Source organism: Mycoplasmopsis cricetuli ATCC 35279 (assembly GCF_000526955.1).
Classification (GTDB): Bacteria; Bacillota_I; Bacilli_A; order Mycoplasmatales; family Metamycoplasmataceae; genus Mycoplasmopsis; species Mycoplasmopsis cricetuli.
The window spans coordinates 12,591-30,856 of sequence record NZ_JAHB01000010.1 but is presented as its reverse complement, the minus strand read 5'-3'; the positions used below and the strand labels follow the sequence as shown (position 1 = coordinate 30,856).

Below are 18,266 nucleotides of genomic sequence, written 5' to 3'. Positions count from 1 at the left end.
AGAAGAAAAATATAATATCATTATTGATGATAAAAAAATAAATGATGTAAAAACAGTAGAAGATGTAATTTTATTAATTGAAAATTCTTTAAAATAATATATAATAGTATGGCTTAGGAGTATAGTTCAACGGTAGAACAACGGGCTTCAACCCCGTGTGTTGTGGGTTCGAATCCTGCTACTCCTGCCATTTTTTTTTTTTTTTTTTTTTATATATATAAACACAACATTTAAATTTTAAAAATTAAATATAGCAAGCTTATTTAAAAGTTTTAGCAATAAAAAATTTTGGTAGTTACAATTTAAATTTAGTTTAATACAGTTTTTACATATAAAATTGAATTATTTAAAAATAAGTAAAATAATAAAACAATTGAAGTTTTAGCATTTAAATGGTAAATTACTAAAAAACATTTTTTTATTTTAAAAATAAAAAATATTAAATTAAAACCAACTAATGTAAGAAAAAATAGTATTTTTAATATTTACAAAAAATTTTTATATTCAAAATAATTTAAAAATTTAAAAAAGTAAACATGTTAGTAGATAAGTATTAAATGCATATTTAAAATTTTTAAATTTTGTTATATTGCCTATGTTTATTTTTTTTAGAAAAAAGTTACTAAATATTAGCTTTTTTAAAGTATTTTTTTATATTTTATGAAAGAAAAAATTTAAAAAAAATACTTGAATTTTTTCAGCAAGTATCTAATTTTAGCTTTAAAAACATCATTTAATGTGATGTTTTTTTATTATTTTTAGTTAGATTTTAAAAAGAAAATATATTTTTTTAAAAGCTCATAGTTTTTTTGAAAATTATGGTAAAATAATTTTACAAATTATGCACTTTAAAATTGAGCTGAAAAAGAGGTATTATGAATCAAAATAATTATAAAATTCGTAAGTTTGGACCTAAAACTGAAAGAAGAGATTACTCAGTAACAAAATATTCTTTACCTGTTGAAGATATTCTATCAACAAGTAAAAAAAGTTTTAGTTTATTTATTCAAAAAAAAATTCAAGAAAAATTACTTGAAATATATCCCATTGAGGCAGCTAATAAGCAAGTTTCACTTGACTATGTAAAAGGTAGTTTACGTTTAGAACTCCCATTTAAAAAATCAACTTATGAAAGTGAAGAAATTAAAAAATGTAAAGCTAAAGGAATTAACTTTTCAGTTAAAGTTTATGCAACCCTGAAAAGAGAAATTACTGGAACTGGTGAAGTTAATACTGATGAGGTTTTGATTGGAGAAATTCCATACATGACATCAGGAGGAAGTTTTATTATCAATGGAAGTGAAAAGGTTATTGTTTCACAATTAATTCGTTCACCTGGAGCATACTTTGGAGTCAATGTTAGAAATAAACAATCAGATGATCTTTTTAATAAGGTTGAAGTTTTGCCAAGAATTGGATCATGAATTGAAATTTCACATAAGACAACTTCAAATACCTTAGATACAGTAAAGGTTAAAATTGATAAAAATAAAAATGTTCATCTTGGAACTTTTCTAGGTTCATTTGGAATTACTCAAGATGAAGCAAGACAACTTTTTGGAAATAGTGATTTATTAGAAGAAACTCTTAGAAAAGATAAATTTATCTCAAATCCTGAACTTTCAAAAGATGAAATTATTGATATGTGTCAGGATGAACTTTTTAGAAGTTTAAGAAAAGGTGATCGTGTTTCTGAAAAATCAAAGAAAACTTTACTTTTAGGAATTTTATTTGATAAAAAACGTTACAACCTTTCAGTTACTGGTAGATACATGCTAAATAACAAACTTTCGGTTATTGATCGTATTACCAACACTTATTTAGCACAAGATATCAAAACCAAAAATGGTGAATTATTATTTGAGAAAAATACTTTTATTTCAATTGATATTGCAAAGAAAATTTCTGAAAGTTTTAAAAATGGAACAATTGCTCTAGAAAATATTCCTGGAATTGATGTTGAACATGTTTATCAAAAATTAATTCAAAACAATAAAAATCTTGCTAAACGAAATAAAATTGCAAAGATCAAAATTTATCCAAATAAAAAATGAATGCTTGAAAAAGAAAATGAGCCTATTTTGGTTATAGGAAATGATCCTAAATCAGTTGAACAACACCTTTTAATTTCAGATATTGTTGCTGTAGTTAACTATTATTTTAATTTAGTTGAAGGAATTGGACAAGATGATGATCCTGATTCACTTACAAATAAAAGAATTGTTAGTGTTGGTGAACTACTTGAAGGGCAACTCTCAGTAGCGCTTGCAAAATTAGAAAAAACAACTCGTGAAAGAATGGGTGCTAAGGAGCCAGGAAAAGTAACAGGAAAAAATGTTACAAACAACAAACTTGTAACCAATCAAATGAAAACCTTTTTTAATTTATCAAAACTTTCACAATTTATGGATCAAATTAATCCTTTAGCTGAGGTTTCAAACAAAAGAAGAGTAACTTCTTTAGGACCTGGGGGTCTTAATCGTGATACTGCGCAATTTGAAGTGCGGGATGTACATTCAACTCACTATGGAAGAATATGCCCAATTGAAACACCTGAAGGACCAAACATTGGACTTATTTTGAATTATGCAACTTTTGCTAAAGTTAATGAATTAGGGTTTTTGCAAACTCCTTACTTTAAAGTTAATCAAGGGGTTATTGATTATTCAAAGGTATTTTATTTAACTGCTAGTGAAGAAATTGGATATTCATTTGCCCAATCATCAATTCATGTTGATGAAAATAATAAAATCATTTCCCCTACATTAACAATTAGACGTGATTATAACTATATAATTGGAACACCACTTGATGTTGATTTTATTGAAGTATCTTCAAAACAAATTGCTTCAGTTGCAGCAGCGGCAATTCCATTTTTAGAAAATGATGATGCTAACCGTGCTCTTATGGGATCAAATATGCAAAGACAAGCAGTTCCTCTTTTACAAGCAGAAGCACCTTATGTAGCAACTGGTATGGAAGCAGATATTGCAAAATATTCTTCATATAATTTAACAACCAAAAATGCTGGTGAAGTTGTTTTTGTTGATGGATCAAAAATTTATGTTAAAAACGAAAAAGGAGTAACTGATAAATATTCTCTCAGAAATTTTGAGCGTTCAAATCAAGGTACATTAATTCAACAAAAACCAATTGTAAAAATTGGAGATAAAGTACAAAAAGGCGATCTACTTGTTGATGGATCAAGTTTTAAAGATGGAGAAATGTCTTTAGGAAAAAATGTCTTAGTAGGATTTACTACTTGAAATGGATATAATTTTGAAGATGCAATAATTATTAATGAACGACTTGTTAAAGATGATGTTTATACTTCAATTCATATTGAAGAACAAACTATTCAATTTAGATCATCTCGTGCTGGGGAAGATCAATTAACTCGAGATGATATCCCAAATGTTTCAAAGCATTCAATAAGACATTTAGATGAACATGGAATTGTTCGTGTTGGTTCTGAAGTTGTTGCAGGTGATGTTCTTGTTGGGAGAATTTCTCCAAAAGGTGAAGATAATCCAAGTCAAGAAGAAAAACTTTTAATGGCAATTTTACAACAAAAACCACAAAATGTTAAAGATACATCACTCAAAGTTAAAAATGGTCATAATGGAACTGTTATTCATATAGAAGTACTTTCAAGAGACAAAGGAGATGTGCTTGAAGATGGAATTGATAAAATTGTTAAGGTATCAATTGCACAAAAGAGAAAAATTAAAGTTGGTGACAAAATGGCTGGTCGTCATGGAAATAAAGGAGTTATCTCAATTGTTTTACCTGAAGAAGATATGCCATACTTAGAAGATGGTACACCACTTGATATTATGCTTAATCCTCAAGGAGTGCCTTCACGGATGAATATAGGTCAGGTATTAGAACTTCACTTAGGAATGGCAGCAAAAAAATTAAATACTAAATTTGTAACTCCTTCATTTGACGGAGTTAAAAAAGGTGATATTGAAGATGCACTAGTTGAAGCTGGACTTGATAAAACTGGAAAACAAATTGTTATCGATCCAATTACTGGGAGAAAATTTGATAAACCAATTTCAGTTGGAATTATGTATATGTTAAAGTTGAATCATATGGTAGATGATAAAATGCACTCTCGTAGTGTTGGTCCTTATTCTCTTATTACTCAACAACCACTTGGTGGAAAAAGTCAAAATGGAGGACAAAGATTTGGTGAAATGGAAACATGAGCGATTGAATCTTATGGAGCAACTAATGTATTGCAAGAAATTTTAACTTACAAATCAGATGATATTGCTGGAAGAAATGCTCTTTATAGTGCTTTAGTTACAAATAATAAAGAAATTCCAAGTCCAGGAATACCAGAGTCATTTAATGTTTTAAGTAATGAATTAAAAGGACTTGGGATGAAACTTGAATTTTTACAAAAAGATTCAATGGATGAAGAAGAAATTAATCAATATCTAGATGGTGGAGGACAAAGCTATGAATAATTTAAAAGATAATTCAAATAAAATTTTATTCAATAAAATTGCGCTTTCATTAGCAACTGATGAAGATATTTTGAAGTGATCTCATGGTGAAGTAACAAAACCAGAAACCATTAATTATAAATCATACAAACCTGAAAAAGATGGTCTTTTTGATGAGTTAATTTTTGGGCCAACTACTGATTACAAATGCTCTATTTGTGGAACAAAATATAAAAAAAGTGACGAAAATACTATTTGTACTAAAACACCAGCATGTGAAAAGCATCAACCAAAAATTTTGCCAAAAATTACTAGAAGAACTAGAATGGGGCACATAAAGTTAAACAACCCAGTTGTACATTTTTGATTTTTTAAGATTGACCATTCAATTATTTCAAAATTACTTGGTTTAAGAGTTGTTGATACTAATACTGCTGTTGCTAAATCTGATTTGGAAAATTTAATTTATTACAAATCACATATTGTTCTTGAAAGTGGAAGCTTAAAATCACTTAAGAAAAACACTATTATTAACATTAATGATGCAGCAAGTGTTTATGAAGCTGCTTTAACTGAAATGTTACAAATGTATGATAAAACTTCAGAAGAATATGAAGATATTAGCAATGCTTTAAATGATTTAGTTGAATATGCTTCATCAAAAATGGGTAAGGATTATGGAATTGATTTTTATGAATACAATGATATAATTCATGAATTTTCAGACGCTAAAATTGCTACTGGTTCTCAAGCAATTGAATATTTATTAAAAAATATTAATCTAGAAGAAGAAGCTAAAAATGTTCAACAAAAAATTGATGAGATTAATTCACTTGAAGAAATTTCATCAACAAATTTACAAGATCGTTCAAAATTATACAAGCGATTAACAATTTTAAATTCATTTATTAAATCTGGACAAAAACCAACTAATATGTTGATTTATAATCTTCCAGTTATTCCAGCTGATTTACGTCCATTAGTTCAACTTGATGGTGGAAGACATTCAACAAGTGATATTAATGAGTTATATCGTAGAATTATTATTAGAAATAATCGTTTAGCAAAATGAAATGAATCAGATGCGCCAATGCTAATTAAGCAAAATGAATATCGAATGATTCAAGAAGCAGTTGATGCTTTAATTGATAATTCAAGAAAAAAACCAGCTCCAGTTAGTTCAAAAGATGGGCACCCTTTAAAATCAATTTCAGATGCATTAACTGGTAAAAAAGGACGTTTTCGTCAAAATTTACTTGGAAAACGTGTTGATTACTCTGGACGGAGTGTTATTGTTGTTGGTCCAACATTAAAAATGTATGAAGTTGGAATTCCTCGTGATATGGCAGCTAAACTGTTTGAACCTTGAATTATTAAGGAAATTATTAATTCAGAAGATGGAATTAAAAATGTCAAATCTGCCAAAAAATTAGTTGAAGCATTAAATCCAATTATTTGACCTTATGTAGAAAAAGCAATTGAAGGAAGACTTGTGTTGTTAAATCGTGCTCCAACATTGCACCGTTTATCAATTCAAGCATTTCAACCAGTATTAATTCGTGGAAAGGCTATTAAATTACATCCGCTTGTAACAACAGCTTTTAATGCCGATTTTGATGGTGATCAAATGGCAGTTCATGTACCAATTTCTGAACAAGCTCTTCGTGAAGCTCGTGAATTAATGCTAGCTTCGAAAAATATTCTTGGTCCAAAAGATGGTGAACCAATCATTAACCCATCCCAAGATATGATTTTAGGTCTTTACTATTTAACTATTGAAAAATCAAATGCAAAAGGAGAAGGTAATTATTATGCAACATATGATGATATGTTGAATGCTTATGAAAATAATTACATCACTTTACACACAAGAGTTGTATTACCAATTTCTGCTATTGAAAAAGAATCAGTTGATAAACTAACAAACAAACCATACATTATTTCAACTGTTGGAAAATTTATTTTTAATCATTCTTTACCAAGTGATTTTGATTTTGTGTTTGGAAAAAGAATTTCAACTATTAGTTCAAATGTAAATGGTGAGGTTAGAGTTAAAGAAATTGAAACTATTCATACTTCAGAAAATAATATCAAAGAATACACATTTGATTATGGAATTAATTTTAGAGAGGTAATTAAAACATTGCCTCTTAATGCAGCGCTTGCAAAAAAAGACATTGCAAAAATTATTCGTAAAATTTATGAGAAATATGTTGCTGTGGTTACAATAGAAGATATTGCAACTGTAATTGATACAATTAAAAAGTCAAATTATAAAAATAAATTTGAATATTGCGCTAATTTAAAAGATTACAAAAATGAAGATATTTCTCCTTCACATGCTTCATTAATTAATAAATTTATTCAAGAAGAATTTGAAAATATTGATGCAAAATATTTTGGATTTATAAAAGAAAATACAGATTGAAAATTAAGTCATTTTACTGAATTACTTGAAAAAGTTTGATTTAAATATTCAAATTATGTAGCTTCAATTTTAGATAACATTAAAGATTTAGGTTTTAAATATTCAACTATTTCAGGAACAACTATTTCCATGAATGATATTACCACCTTAGCAACTACTAAAGATAAAATTAAAGAAGGTGAAAAATATGTTGAAGATCTTAAAAATTATTTTGCCAAAGGTTATTTAACTGATGATGAACGTTATAATTTGACCATTCAAAAGTGAACACAAATTAAAGATTTAATTGAAAAAGATTTAAAAGAAGTTACCAAATCAGACTTAGATAATCCATTATTTATGATGTTTACTTCAGGAGCACGTGGAAATTCATCAAACTTTACTCAGTTAGCTGGAATGCGTGGATTGATGAACAACAATACCAAAGTTTTAAAAGCTGATGCTGAAAATGATCGTGTTGTGCGTTCAACAGTCGAAATTCCTGTTAAGTCTTCTTTTCTTGATGGTTTAACAGCTTATGAATTTTATTCATCAACTCATGGAGCTCGTAAAGGTCTTACTGATACTGCTTTAAATACCGCTAAATCAGGATATTTAACTCGTAGATTAGTTGATGTTGCGCAAGGAATTGTGGTTCGTGAAGAAGATTGTGGAAGTGATTTTGGATTTGTTGTTAAAGATATTAAAGACACTAAAACTGATACAGTTATTGAACCACTTATTGAAAGAATTGAAGGAAGATTTATTAATCGACCTATCATGGATGCGCAAGGTCAAGTTATAATTAGTTCAAATACTTTAATTACTCCTGAACTAGCACATAAAATTGTTAATGAATTAAATTACAATGAAGTTGAAATTCGTTCAGTTCTTTCATGTCATACCAAAAATGGTGTATGCAAGCGTTGTTATGGAAAAGATTTAGCTTCTAATAGAATTGTTAACATTGGAGAAGCAGTTGGAGTAGTTGCTGCACAATCAATTGGAGAACCTGGGACACAACTTACCATGCGTACATTCCATACAGGAGGAGTTGCTGGAGTTGAAGATATTACTGGTGGATTTGGAAGATTAATTGAATTAATTGATGCTTATGATTTGCCATGAGGAAAACCAGCAGTTATTTCAAAAGTACATGGAACAGTTAAAGATATTTATTTAGCTAAAGATTCATATGGAAAAACTTCTGATACAGTTTTAGTTGATGTGGAAGTGAAAAAACATACTGGTGAAATTGAATTTGTTTCACATGCAGTTAAAGTTTCACAAAAGCTTCGAGTAAAAGTTGGTGATGTTGTTAATCCTGGGCAAAAACTAGTTGAAGGACCAATTATTATTAATGACTTACTTGCTAAAACTGATACTCGTTCAGTTCAAAATTATCTACTAAAAGAAGTTCAAAGATTGTATCGTTTGCAAGGAATTTCTATTTCTGATAAGTATATTGAAATTATTATCCGTCAAATGCTTTCAAAAATTATTATCACTGATTCAGGAGATTCAAACTTTTTTACTGGAAGTTTGGTTGATAGATTTATTTATCAAAGAGAAAATGGTCGTTTGATTGCACAAGGAAAACGTCCAGCTTATGGTGAAGTTAAAATTAAAGGAGCAAAACAAACACCTTTATTAAGTGATTCATTCCTTGCTGCTGCTTCATACCAAGAAACTGCTAAAATTTTAGTTAATGCTTCAATTTCCAATCGTATTGATTCACTTGAAGGACTCAAAGAAAATATTATTTTAGGATATAAAATACCAGCAGGAACTAATTCAAATTATGAAGCTAAAAGCAAGTATGATATTAGAAATCCAAAATCATATTTAAGTACTAAATTTGATGATTCACAAACACTTAATCCAAGTGATTTGGGCGATATTATGTATGAAATTGATAATGTTTTTGAAGATACTTTATCATTTGAAGATATTGATATTTATAATAATGAATCCAAGGATGATTTTCTTGAATATGATGATTTTATTGAAGAAGATTAATAAAAAAACATTCCAATTAACATGGAATGTTTTTTTATTATGCATTTATTAGTTTATTAATGTAATTTTTAAAATGCTTTATAATTTATCAATATGGATTTAACGAATATTTTTAGAATGCAAAGAGATTTGGATGAAAAAATTCAGCAAAAATCTTTTGCTGAAAATAAACATTTAACTCAACAAGATATTTTAATTAGTGGAACAATTGCATTAATTGTTGAAGCGGCTGAATTTGCAAATGAAGTTCAAAGCTTTAAATATTGAAAAAAAAATAAAAATATTTCTAAAAATAAAATTTTAGAAGAGTTTGCAGATTTAATTCATTTTTTAGTTTCATATTCAAATCGTTTTTCTGTAAATCCACAAATAGAACCAAGAATTATTTCTTCAAAACTAAATTTGCAATTTCAAGCTTTATTTATTTCTTTAACTGAGATTATGAAAAATATTTCAAAAGAAACTATTACTTATGCTTTTGAAATTGCAATTGGAACTTTTAAAATGCTTAATTTTGATTATGATGAGTTATATGCTTGATATTTACATAAAAATAAAACAAATTATCAGAGAATAAAGAATAATTACTAAAATATAGTATAATTCTAGTGCCCAAGTGGTGGAATGGTAGACGCTGCGGACTCAAAATCCGCTGGAGAAATCCGTGCAGGTTCAAGTCCTGTCTTGGGCACCATATTTCAATTTATATTTAAATATTTAAAACAATTTTTTCAAGTTTTATTATTTTGAACCTCTAATTATTCTTACAAAATTCTTTAAAATTTGGTTGTCCTTTCTTTTCTTTATGGTTTTTTTCTTTGATTAAAAGAGATTTTTTATTTGTAATTTTATGATTAATTCTATATTTGATTTATTGCTTAAGTTTTTATAGAATTCTCCTTTATTTTATATTGTTGTACAACAAATATATTTGTTAATAATATTATAAAAGTCCTAAAAGAGGACTTTTTTATTTTATTTTTTTATAAATTAAAAAACAAATTTTTTTAAAAATATTAAAATTAAATTACAAATGAAAAAAAATTTAAAAGATACAGTTCGTTATGCTGGTATTTATGATACAGAAACATCATTACAACACTATGGCAAATCTAATTTTGAAGTAGGTCTTTTAGAAGCTGAAAAAAATCTTGTTTTAAAATATTTTAAAAATAAATTTGATATTAAAATAGCTGATATGGGTTGTGGCACTGGCCGTTTTGCATTAAATTTGTCTCTTCTTGGATATCGTTATATTGATGGGTATGATATTAGTTTAAATTCAATTAATTTTGCTAAATCATGCAAAGAAAATTTAAAGTTTAAAAACTCTTCAACAAAAATTAATTTCATTCATGCTGATTTAACTGAATATAAATTTACAGAAGAAAAATACGACTTGATTTTTTTTACCTTCAATTCATTGATGTGCATTCCTTTTCATAAAAATAAAATTAAAGTTTTGAAAAAAAGTTTTAAACTATTAAAACCTAATGGTATTTTAATTTTTACTGCAGATCAAGCAGTTGGTGATTTGTCTAAGGAAAAGTATATTAATGAAAATAAAATTAGATTAATTTCACAACAAACATTATGAAGACCTGAAGATATTGTTTTTAAAATTAGTCAATATGAAGGTGTCTTATGTTATTACAACAAAGAAGATATTTTAAAAATGTTAAAGGAAGCTAACTTACCAAATCCTATTTTGATAAAAACTCGCGATGAAATTGGAATAGAAAATAAAGAAGCTAAAAAATTTTCAGATAATGCTTACTATTATGTATTAAAAAATAAGCCATTAAAATAGCTTATTTTTCATTTTCTCACTCCATTTGATATCCATAAATTGAAACAGTGTCACCTCTTTGAATACCTTTTTTTATTAAATCATCTCATACACCTATTTTTTTAAGAATATTGTTAAATCTAATTAAATTATCATAAGTAGTTAATGGAATCTTATTGTAAAGTTCTTCAATTTTTTTTCCAGTAATTTCAAAGTAACCTCGATAGGGTGAAACAATTTTATAATCAGGCTCAAAAGTAATTATTTTTATTTGTTGCTCTTCCTGTTCAATTGGAGCAAATTGAGCTTTTTCAATGAGTTTTCAAAGTTCTTTTTTTACCTGATCTAAATTATTTCTTAATATAGCTGATATTTCAATGATTTGCAATTCAGGGAATCTTATTTTGAAATTTTGAATATTTTGTTTAAAACTATCCATATCTTTTTTATTAGCTATAACTAATTCTAATTTATTTTCAAGCTTATAGTTATATGACTTTAATTCTTTTTTAATAGTTAAATAATCTTCAATTGGATCTTTATCAAGAGAACCAAAATCAATAACATGAGCTATGACTTTGCAACGTTCAATATGCTTTAAAAATTGTATTCCAAGACCTTTTCCTAGTGAAGCTCCTTTAATAAGTCCTGGTAAATCTGCAATAGTAAAAGAATTATCAAAATATTGGACCATTCCAAGTTGAGGGACTAATGTTGTAAATTCATAATCAGCAATTTTGGCTTTTGCATTAGATAATACACTAAGCAGTGTACTTTTACCAGCGCTTGGTTTTCCAACAATTCCAACATCAGATAAAATTTTTAAAACTATTTCAGCTTCAAACTTTTCACCTGGCATTCCTTTTTCATAAAGTGAAGGAGCAGTATTTTTTGCAGTTTTAAATTTAGTGTTTCCTCTTCCACCTTTTCCACCTTTAGCTATCAAATATGGAACATTGGGCTCAATTACATCAGCAATTAATTTTTTTTTGTTATAAACTAAAGTTCCAATGGGCACTTTAATATATTTACTATTTCCATTTGCTCCATAAAGATTTTTAGGGCCACCTTTAACGCCATCTTCAGCAACAATGTGTTTGTTTTTATAAAAACTTAAAAGTGTGTTTTTTCCTAAGTCTCCAATAAAATAAACATTACCTCCTTTTCCTCCATCTCCTCCATCAGGACCACCTTTGTCCACATGGGCTTCCCTTCTAAAGGAAACCATTCCATCTCCACCTTTTCCAGCTTGAATGTTTACTTTAATTTCATCAATAAAACGGGCCATTAAATCTCCTTATTTAAATAAATATAATACTTTATGAATGTTGTTAAAAATTAATAAAAAGCAACATTTGTTGCTTAATAATTAAAATCATTGATACCAGGAAATGTTTGTTCATCTGGTTTAGCGATATTTCAATAATTGGAATCAATTCTTTTCTGAATTTTATTTTGTCTAAATAATTCAAGTTTGCTTCAAATTCATGAACAAATAAACACAGAAGAATAAACACCAATTGAAATACCAAATAACATTACAATATTGAAAGTAAAATTGGTTGCGTCTTTAAAGGCAATTAAAATTACAATTGCAATTAATGTTGAAAATGATGTAAACAAACTTCTTTTTAGTGTATCTTTAATTGATGTATTAACAATATTTTTGATCATATCTTTGGTTAAAATTGTATTTGCATATTTACTGTGAATTTTTTCTTTAATTCGATTAAAGGTTACAATGGTATCATTAATTGATAAACCAATAATTGATAACATTGCAGCTATAATTATTGATGAAACTTTTAAACGAGTTAAAATAATAAAAGCAACAACCATAATAAAATCATGTACCAAACCTAAAATTGCTGCAATAGCAAAGGTTCAATTCATTCTAATTAAGGTGTATAATACAATTCCAATAAACGCAATCACAATTGCTATTAAAGCATTTATAACTAACTTAACAGCTTCAGAAGAAAGCACTTTAAATTGATTTAAAATAATATCTTCTTTTACTAAACTAACTAAATCTTTAATTTGTTGAATTTGCAGATCTGATATATCTTGTACTGATGTTATTTTAAGAATATAGTTTTCACTTGAAACATTTGCTTTATGAATTTGAATGATATTGTCAATATTTTGAATTTCAATTTTTGAAGCATTATCAATTAAAATTTGTTTCATTTCCTGAGCTTGTTTAAGTGTTAAATCTCCATATGATTCACCTCTACTTAAAATTGAAATATCAATTCCACCACTAAATTCAAGTGAGCGATTTATTCCACTTCAAAAATTTGAATTAATTCCGGCTATAATTCCAAATACAACAAAAGAAATTAATATAAATATGGCCGAACTCAAAGCAAATCATTTAGATTTATTCAAATAATCTATTTTATTTATAACTAATTGAATTTTAGCTGGATTATTAATTCTTTTTTTTCTTATTCCTAAAGCTCATAATTTGTTATTAAAATAACCTGTTTCAACAATCATTGTTGATAAAAATCTTGTAAATACTAGCATAACAATTAATGTAAAGAAAATAGAAAGTATTAATGCAATGCTAAAACCTTTTACATCTTTTGAACCTAAATAAAATAAAATAAATCCAACAATTAAGGTAGTTATGTTAGCATCAATAATTGATGCAAGTGAAAATCGATTAGAATTTTTAAACGATTTTGAAAGCAAATCGCCCCGATATATCTCGTATTTAAGTCGTTCAAATGTAATAACATTAGCATCAACACTAATTCCAATTCCAATAATTAAAGCAGCAAGAGTTGTTGGGCTATATTCAACTTTTAGAGCAGTAAAAATTAATAATGTAAGAAAAATATAAAGAGCAATTGCAAAAGAAGAAATTATTCCTAATAATCCATAATTTATAATCATAAACACAGCAATTGCTATAAATACTAACAATCCAGCAATCATGGCATAATAAAAAGCTCTACTTTGTAATGTTGAATCTAAATAATGTGAAGAAACTACTTGAAGATCATAATCACTCAATCCAAAATTAATTCTATTAGCTAAATTACGTGCACTTTCAGCTTGAAAATTACCACTAATGATAACTTTTTTAGTGTTAATTGCATTATTTACTGAGGCAATACTAATTAAATAACGATTTTCAATATCAATTTGATTTTTCTTAAGTGGATTTAATTTAGGAATTGATTTATCAATATTTTCAATTGCTTTATTGTTTATATGAATAAAATTTCAAAGATTTTCACTAGATTCTTTTCAATCATTAGGGTATTGATTTTTAGCAATATCGATTAACTTTAAAATATCAAGTCACATCAATATTGTATTGTTTGGTTTTTGTTTTGAAATATAATCAGTTGCATTTGTTCATTGTAAAACAGCATCATCATTTAATAATTCAATTTCTACAACTGCTCTATCATTTTGAGTTGTATGTTTTGCACTATTAGGTTTGAAAGGTGGAATTCATTTTTTAGAATCACTGCTTAAATCTAATTCATTATCAACTTTAAATATTCCATCATTAAATAAAGGTTTTAAGTTAAAATCAGTAATTGTTAAAATTGGTTTTTCAATAATTTCTTTAAAAAATAAATTTCTTTCAATATCATTTAAGCTACCACTTTTAACAATTCTTATTTTTCCACCTGATTCAGTACTTGTTTTAATTCCATTTAAACCAGTACCTCCAGTTAGTCGATCAAAAATAGATTTATTAACATCTTCAGTTAAATCATTGTCAGCAATTTGTCCATTTTTTGTTACTTGAATAACAGCTTCAACACCTCCTCCATAATCAACTGATTTGTTTGCATTTTTTGAAATATAATACTTACTTCCAAAAGTGATTGCAATTGTAGCAGAACCAAGTGTTAAAACGCTAATCAAAATTCTTTTTCAATTGTTTATCTTAAAAAAGTTTTTAATTCGTTTCATAGTAATAATATTTTACCAAAAATGTTATTTTTCAATAATTGAAATATCTATAAAATTGAAAGATTCAATTTAATTAAATAATCAATTCCTTTAGCAGTAATTTTACGTCCTTTTGATGTTTTTTCAATTAATTTTAAATAAAGTAAAATAGGTTCAATTTCATTTAAAATATTTTCTTTTGTTGCTGAAACAATACCTGTTAAAACATCTAATGAAACAGCTTTCTCATCAAAACCATCTTTTAAAACATTCAAGTACTCAATATGATCTTTATATAAACCAAGGGGATACAATTCTAAGTGTTTTAAAGTTTTTAAAATAATTTTTTTATTGATTATTCCATTATTTAAAGAAAGAGCAAAATCATTGATTCGCTGGAGCAAATGATTCGCAATTCGAGGAGTTGATCTAGAATGAGAAGCAATTACTTTAATTAAATTTTCTTCAATATTTATTTTTGATATTTTTGCTGAATTTTTAATAATTTGTATTAAATCTTTTTGAGAATAATCAATAAAACGACCAATAAATCCAAAGCGATCTTTAAAAGGTTGTATTATTTCACCAATTTTTGTTGTAGCTCCAATTAAAGTAAATGGTTTAATTTTCATGCGAATCGCTCTAGCATTTGAATCAACACCTACAATCAAATCAAATACAAAATCTTCCATAACATTATATAAAAATTCAATAACATTTTTGTTGATGCTATGAATTTCATCAATAAAAACAATGTCTTTTTCTTTAATGGTGGAAAGAATTGAAATTAAATCAGCTTTTCTTTCAATATTAGCGCCTTGAATGTAATGGATATTGCTATTGGTTTCTTTTGCAATAATTGTTGCTAAGGTTGTTTTTCCAAATCCAGGTAATCCATAAAATAAAATATGATCAAGAACCTTATTTTGTTTATTTGAACTATCAATCATTGCCTTAATTGTTTTTATTAAACGTTCTTGCCCAATGAAATTTTTATAATTAGATGGACGCACTGCTGTTTTCATTATATTTTTTTGCTATTAATTCAATACTTTGTTCAATCATGGTATCAATATTTTCTTTTTCAGTTAAATTGGCAATTGCATAATCAATTTGTTTTTTGCGAAATCCTAAACTATTTAAAGTATCAGTTAATTCTTTTAAATTTCCTTGCATTTCACTTGAATCTTTAATTTTTTTATTAATCATTTTTCCTCACTTAGTTGAGAGTTCAACACACAAATAACGTGCTGTTTTTTCATTAATAAAAGGAAATTTAGCAATTTCTGTTCAGTTTTCTTGTGATATTAACTCAGCTATATATTCTCAACCTTTATCTAAAATTGACATAGCAATTTTTGGACCAATTTTATCAATTGCAATTAAATCAACAAATAAAAGTCTTTCTTTAAAATCTTTAAATCCATAAGTTGATTTTAAGTAATCAGTGTGATATTCATATAAATATATCTTTATTTTTTCATGAATTTTAAATCTTGTTTCATTGGCTATATTTATAATATATCCATCACCTCTACTTTCAAAAATTAAATTATTTCCATTTTTGTGAATTATTTCACCAATTTTATATAGTAACATTTGTACCTCTTTTCATACATACAATAAAAAAATATAAAAAAAATAACTAAAAAATATTTTTTAGTTATTTTTTTTATATTTAAATAAAATTATTATCTAATACGATCATTAAGAGCATAATATCCCTCAACTTTTTTTCCCTTGTAAAAACCACAAAATTTACATACAACATGCTGTTCGATCATTTGTGTACAGTTTTTACATGTAACAAGATTAGGCAATTCTAAAGCAGAGTGACTATTTCTTTTGTGTTTACGTTGTTTAGAAGTTTTTCTTTTTGGAACTATAGCCATAGGTTTGTCCTCCTTTTTGTGGTTTGTTATAAATGCTTATATATTATAATATAAAATTATTTTTTAAATAAAAAAATATTTTTATTTTATTTTGTGAATAAATAATTCTTGTAATTGATTTTCATCAACTGATGAAGGACTATCAAGCAACACATCTTGACCCTTAGCGTTTTTAGGGAAAGCAATAACATCACGAATTGTTGTTTGATTTGATAATATCATAAGCAATCGATCCATTCCAAGTCCAATTCCACAATGAGGAGGAACCCCATAACTTAAAGCTTTTAAGAAAAATCCAAATTTTGTTTCTTGTTCTTGCTTATTCATACCAATTAATTCAAACATTTTAGTTTGCATTTCTTTATCAAAAATTCTTGCAGAACCTGAACCTAATTCAAATCCATTTAAAACCAAATCATAACTTTTAGCTTTAAGTTTGCTTTTAGGTAAATTATTAATTTCTTCAATGGTATTATCAAACTGAGTAAATGGATGATGGGCTGCACTTCAAGTTTTATCTTCATGATTAAATTCAAACATAGGTCAATTTACAACCCAGTGAAAATTATACTCATCACTTGCTCAATTGTATCATTGATTTAACTCAACTCTTAAAGCACCTAAAGCTTGAGAAGCATTATTGTATTCATTTGCAACAATTAAAAAAGTTCCATTTTGTTTTTGCTTTTCTGTTATAAGTTTTTCCACAGATAAAAGAGCTTTAGTTGCGAAATTACTTTCTTTTAATTTTCCATTTTCTACAGTAAAATAAAACAAAGCATTGGCTTTATTTTTTTTAGCAATTTCTTCTAATTTTTTAAATTGTTTTTTAGTAATAATTTCATCAATTAATAAAAGTCTTTTTGATGATGCATTTTTAATAATATTAAAATCACTTTCTAAACAAAAATCATTAATGTTTTCAATTTTTTGCTCATAACGTAAATCAGGTTTATCAGTTCCATATCAATCAATACAATCATCAAAATCAAGTCTTTTAAAAGGTATTTTAATTTCAGTTTTTAAAACTTTTTTCATAAAATAAGCAAAAAGTTTTTCAATAAAATTCATAAATGATTCAACACTCATGAAACTAGTTTCAATATCAAGTTGAGTAAACTCTGGCTGACGATCTTTGCGAAGATCTTCATCGCGAAAACATCTTGCAAATTGATAGTATTTTTCAAATCCAGATATCATTAACATTTGTTTGAACAATTGTGGAGATTGAGGAAGAGCAAAAAATGAATCAGGCTGACGAGTAGGAACTAAATAATCACGAGCGCCTTCAGGAGTTGTTTTTGCTAAAATAGGTGTTTCAATTTCCATAAAATCATTTTTTTGCATAAATTCACGAATAGCATAAAAAATATCATTACGCAGTTTAAGTGTTTTTTGCATTATTGGGCGACGTAAATCTAAAAATCTATGTTTTAATCTTATGTCTTCTTTAGTTTCAATATCATCACGAATTAAAAAAGGTAATTCAGCAGCATTTGAAAGGACTTTGTAATTTTTAACTAAAACTTCAATTTCACCAGTTGAAATATTTTTATTTGGATCTTTTCTTGGAACGACAATCCCCTTAATTTCTAAAACACTTTCTCTTGAAAAATTAATCTCCTGATTAAATACTACTTGTGTAATTCCAAATTTATCTCTTAGATCAACAAAACTGAGTTCTCCAAATTTTCGTTTGTTTGCCACTCAACCATAAAGAATTACTTCTTTGTTAACATCAGTTAGTCTAAGTTCATTATTATTAATTATTTTTTCCATTT

The 18,266-nt window shown here is 26.6% G+C and carries 10 protein-coding genes and 2 tRNA genes; 6 read left to right on the top strand and 6 right to left on the bottom strand.

Going from position 1 to position 18,266, the window contains the following annotated elements; genetic code table 4:
* Positions 1-115 precede the first annotated feature (115 nt).
* The 6 genes from U744_RS0102930 (at position 116) to U744_RS04540 (ending at position 10,693) form a co-directional block, all read left to right on the top strand.
* Positions 116-190: transfer RNA gene (locus U744_RS0102930), tRNA-Trp, on the top strand.
* A 685-nt stretch (positions 191-875) separates the two neighbouring features.
* Positions 876-4,478, top strand: a complete 3,603-nt coding sequence (rpoB, locus tag U744_RS0102925) for a DNA-directed RNA polymerase subunit beta (protein ID WP_036431935.1) — start codon at positions 876-878, stop codon at positions 4,476-4,478.
* The gene (locus tag U744_RS0102920) at positions 4,471-8,883 is read left to right on the top strand and encodes a DNA-directed RNA polymerase subunit beta' (protein WP_025755592.1); all 4,413 of its coding nucleotides are present in this window, start codon (positions 4,471-4,473) and stop codon (positions 8,881-8,883) included. The genes rpoB and U744_RS0102920 overlap by 8 nt, the downstream gene beginning before the upstream one ends.
* Positions 8,884-8,976: 93 nt before the next feature.
* Complete coding sequence (locus U744_RS0102915) at positions 8,977-9,474, top strand: dUTP diphosphatase (RefSeq protein ID WP_025755591.1); 498 nt, start codon at positions 8,977-8,979, stop codon at positions 9,472-9,474.
* Between the two features lie 19 nt (positions 9,475-9,493).
* Positions 9,494-9,577, top strand: a tRNA-Leu gene (locus tag U744_RS0102910).
* A gap of 339 nt (positions 9,578-9,916) precedes the next feature.
* Positions 9,917-10,693 (top strand): class I SAM-dependent methyltransferase, encoded by a 777-nt coding sequence (locus U744_RS04540; protein WP_025755590.1) that lies wholly within the window; start codon positions 9,917-9,919, stop codon positions 10,691-10,693.
* A gap of 1 nt (position 10,694) precedes the next feature.
* Here U744_RS04540 and obgE read toward each other — a convergent pair whose 3' ends face one another.
* The 6 genes from obgE to aspS all read right to left on the bottom strand — a co-directional run bounded on the left by obgE (position 10,695) and on the right by aspS (position 18,264).
* Entirely contained in the window at positions 10,695-11,960 is a 1,266-nt protein-coding gene (gene obgE / locus U744_RS0102900; RefSeq protein ID WP_025755589.1) for a GTPase ObgE, read from the bottom strand.
* Between the two features lie 74 nt (positions 11,961-12,034).
* Positions 12,035-14,614 (bottom strand): protein translocase subunit SecDF, encoded by a 2,580-nt coding sequence (secDF, locus tag U744_RS0102890; RefSeq protein ID WP_025755588.1) that lies wholly within the window; start codon positions 14,612-14,614, stop codon positions 12,035-12,037.
* A 47-nt stretch (positions 14,615-14,661) separates the two neighbouring features.
* Positions 14,662-15,618 carry a Holliday junction branch migration DNA helicase RuvB gene (ruvB, locus tag U744_RS0102885; RefSeq protein WP_025755587.1) on the bottom strand — a complete coding sequence of 319 codons (957 nt, stop codon included), beginning with the start codon at positions 15,616-15,618 and terminating at the stop codon, positions 14,662-14,664.
* Entirely contained in the window at positions 15,593-16,192 is a 600-nt protein-coding gene (ruvA, locus tag U744_RS0102880) for a Holliday junction branch migration protein RuvA (RefSeq protein ID WP_025755586.1), read from the bottom strand. Before ruvA ends, ruvB begins: the two co-directional genes overlap by 26 nt.
* Before the next feature lie 92 nt (positions 16,193-16,284).
* Complete coding sequence (gene rpmF / locus U744_RS0102875) at positions 16,285-16,485, bottom strand: 50S ribosomal protein L32 (RefSeq protein WP_025755585.1); 201 nt, start codon at positions 16,483-16,485, stop codon at positions 16,285-16,287.
* Between the two features lie 81 nt (positions 16,486-16,566).
* A complete protein-coding gene (gene aspS, locus U744_RS0102870) occupies positions 16,567-18,264 on the bottom strand; it encodes an aspartate--tRNA ligase (RefSeq protein WP_025755584.1) in 1,698 nt (565 codons plus the stop codon).
* Positions 18,265-18,266: the final 2 nt, after the last annotated feature.